Source organism: Novosphingobium sp. Fuku2-ISO-50 (assembly GCF_001519055.1).
Taxonomy (GTDB): domain Bacteria; phylum Pseudomonadota; class Alphaproteobacteria; order Sphingomonadales; family Sphingomonadaceae; genus Novosphingobium.
This window is the reverse complement of record NZ_KQ954316.1, coordinates 1-2,532: the sequence shown is the minus strand read 5'-3', so window position 1 is coordinate 2,532 and position 2,532 is coordinate 1. Positions and strand designations below refer to the sequence as shown.

Below are 2,532 nucleotides of genomic sequence, written 5' to 3'. Positions count from 1 at the left end.
TGGAGGGTTCTGTGAGGTCGCGCGGCGCCGAGGGTCGGGCTTGGCGCTGTGCGCGACCTCATTGAAGCCGGATTGAGCGAACCCGCTGACGCGCGCGGGACCTATGGGATTAGTGCGACAAAACTTGTCGCTGTCGGCCGGTCTTGGATGATCCAAGATCACCGTACCAATGATGACGATGCCGAATTGATACCATCGGACGAGGCGATCGGCGCGCCGATCGGCAACATGCACTGGTTGCCTTGAAGTAATTTTGTTCGGCGAGCGGATCTGTAAGATACGAGGCATGGGGGAGCGTCGCGTTCGACGGCGCTGGTACCGCAACGCTGTTGTGTTTGATGCCGGATCGATCTCTTGTGGTCATGATGTATCGGGCCAAGGTTGTAGCCGCCCGATGCGCCATCGTGGCAGGGCGGCGGTGATCCGCAGAATGCCGCCACAGCATGGACACTGGGTTGGGTCAAAGTGCGGGAGCTGCCTCGTGGTGTCGCCGACTTCGGCGGCAGCGGCCGCAGTCGGCGTCTCCAGGATCAGGAGGTGCCGGATGGTGGCGAGCCGTGCACGGCGACAACCATTGGCGAGAAAACCGTAGTGGCGGATTCGATGAAAGCCGTCCGGCAGGCTGTGGATGAGGAAGCGGCGAATGAACTCGTGCGGATCGAGCGCCATAAGTTTGGACGCGTTGCCATGACGATAATCGCGCCAGCGGAAGGTCACGCTGATCTCGTCGGCGCTGACCAGGCGGCTGTTGGCGATCGCAACCCGGTGTGTGTAGCGGCCAAGATAGGCGAGAACATGTTCGGGCGATCCGAACGGCGGCTTGGCATAGACGATCCAGTTCTTGCGACGCAGCTTCCGGATCGCCGCGGCGAAGACATCGGCGTCGTCAAACCCATCCAGCTCACCGGAGAAGTGCAACCGTCCGGCCACATGTGCTGCCTGAAGCCGTTCGAGGAATAGCCGACGAAACAGGCGTGACAGAACATGGACGGGTAGGAAGAAGTTCGGTTGGCAACCGAGCCACCGACCATCCCGCGAGAGGGCGCCACCAGGGACGAGACAGTGAATATGCGGGTGATGCGTGAGCGCCTGTCCCCAAGTGTGAAGAATGGCCAGGAACCCGATCTCCCCGCCGAGGTGCTTGGGATCTGCGGCGATGGTCTTGAGCGTTGCCGCGACGGCGTCGAACAGGATGGTATAGACCACGGCCTTGTTGTGGAACGCGATCTCGGCGACTTCGCTCGGCACCGTAAACACGACGTGGAAATAGGGCACCGGCAGCAGATCGGCCTGACGGTCGGCAAGCCACCGTTCGCGCGTCGCGCTCTGGCACTTCGGACAATGCCTATTGCGGCATGAATTATAGGCGACACGCGCATGCGCGCAGTCTTCACAGGCCTCGATATGACCACCGAGCGCAGCAGTTCGGCACAGTTCGATCGCCGACATGACGCGGCGCTCCACGCGGCCGATATGGCCGTCATGAGCTTGGCGATAAGCGTGGCCATGGCGGCGGAAAATATCCGCCACCTCCAGTTTGGAACGCACCGTTGCCGCTCAGGCCGGTGGCACCACCTCAAGGGTCAAGCGGTCGAATGGGCTCTGCGTACTGGCGATCGTGCTGGTCGCCACATGGGTGTAGCGCGCCGTCGTCGACAGGTTGCCGTGTCCCAGCAAAACCTGGATAATCCGGATATCCGTACCGCTCTCAAGCAGATGGGTCGCAAAGCTGTGGCGCAGCGTATGCACGCTGACCCGCTTGACCAGGCCCGCCGCCTTGGTTGCCGACCGGCAGGCCGCATGCAGGACCTGGACATCGATCGGCTTGTCACCCCGGCCGGGAAACAGCCATTCCTCAGGGCGGGCCAGTCGCCAGTAGGTCCGCAAAATGCCCAGCAACTGCGGCGACAGCATGACTGTGCGGTCCTTTGCGCCTTTACCGTGGCGGACCTGGATCAACATCCGGTCGCTGTCGATATCCGCGACCTTCAGACTCACCGCCTCCGAGGCACGAAGGCCTGCGGCGTAGGCCGTAGTCAGTGCGGCGCGTGCCTTCAGCGATGACACCGCTTCGAGAAAGCGAACGACCTCGTCAGCACTCAGGATCGCCGGCAGTTTACGCGGCGTGCGCGCGTAAGCGATCCGCTCCGGGATCTCCGCCCGGTCCAACGTCACGCCGTAGAAGAAACGAAGGGCGCAGACCGTCTGGTTGAGCGCGGCCCATGAAATGCCTTGCGACACCAGATAGACTTGAAAGGCGCGGACATCCTCCAAACCGAGGCGATCCGGCGAGTGGCCGTGATACCGGCTGAAACGTTTGACTGCGTGAATGTAGGATCGCTGCGTAGCAGGTGACAGGTTGCGCAGGCTCATATCGTCGATCATACGACGGCGCAGCGGGCTTACCGCTGTCGTGGCTTCAGTCATGGGGTGGTCTCCTGGTCAGGGTTGGTCTCAGCAACCAAACCTTCCCATCAGGAGGCCATTCCAGCCAATACGCACTCCTCTCCCGCCTCAGCGGGTTCGTTCAAT

3 protein-coding genes are annotated in these 2,532 nt (G+C 62.0%); 1 reads left to right on the top strand and 2 read right to left on the bottom strand.

Annotation, left to right across the window (positions count from 1 at the left end; genetic code table 11):
- Window positions 1–48: 48 nt before the first annotated feature.
- Window positions 49–246 (top strand): hypothetical protein, encoded by a 198-nt coding sequence (locus AQZ50_RS19840; protein WP_067749423.1) that lies wholly within the window; start codon window positions 49–51, stop codon window positions 244–246.
- A 114-nt stretch (window positions 247–360) separates the two neighbouring features.
- On the opposite strand, the gene AQZ50_RS19835 is transcribed toward AQZ50_RS19840, so the two are convergent.
- Window positions 361–1,548 carry an IS91 family transposase gene (locus tag AQZ50_RS19835; protein WP_067749420.1) on the bottom strand — a complete coding sequence of 396 codons (1,188 nt, stop codon included), beginning with the start codon at window positions 1,546–1,548 and terminating at the stop codon, window positions 361–363.
- 9 nt (window positions 1,549–1,557) lie between these two features.
- Window positions 1,558–2,427, bottom strand: coding sequence for a tyrosine-type recombinase/integrase (locus AQZ50_RS19830; RefSeq protein WP_067749417.1), 870 nt, complete (start codon window positions 2,425–2,427; stop codon window positions 1,558–1,560).
- Between the last annotated feature and the right edge of the window lie 105 nt (window positions 2,428–2,532).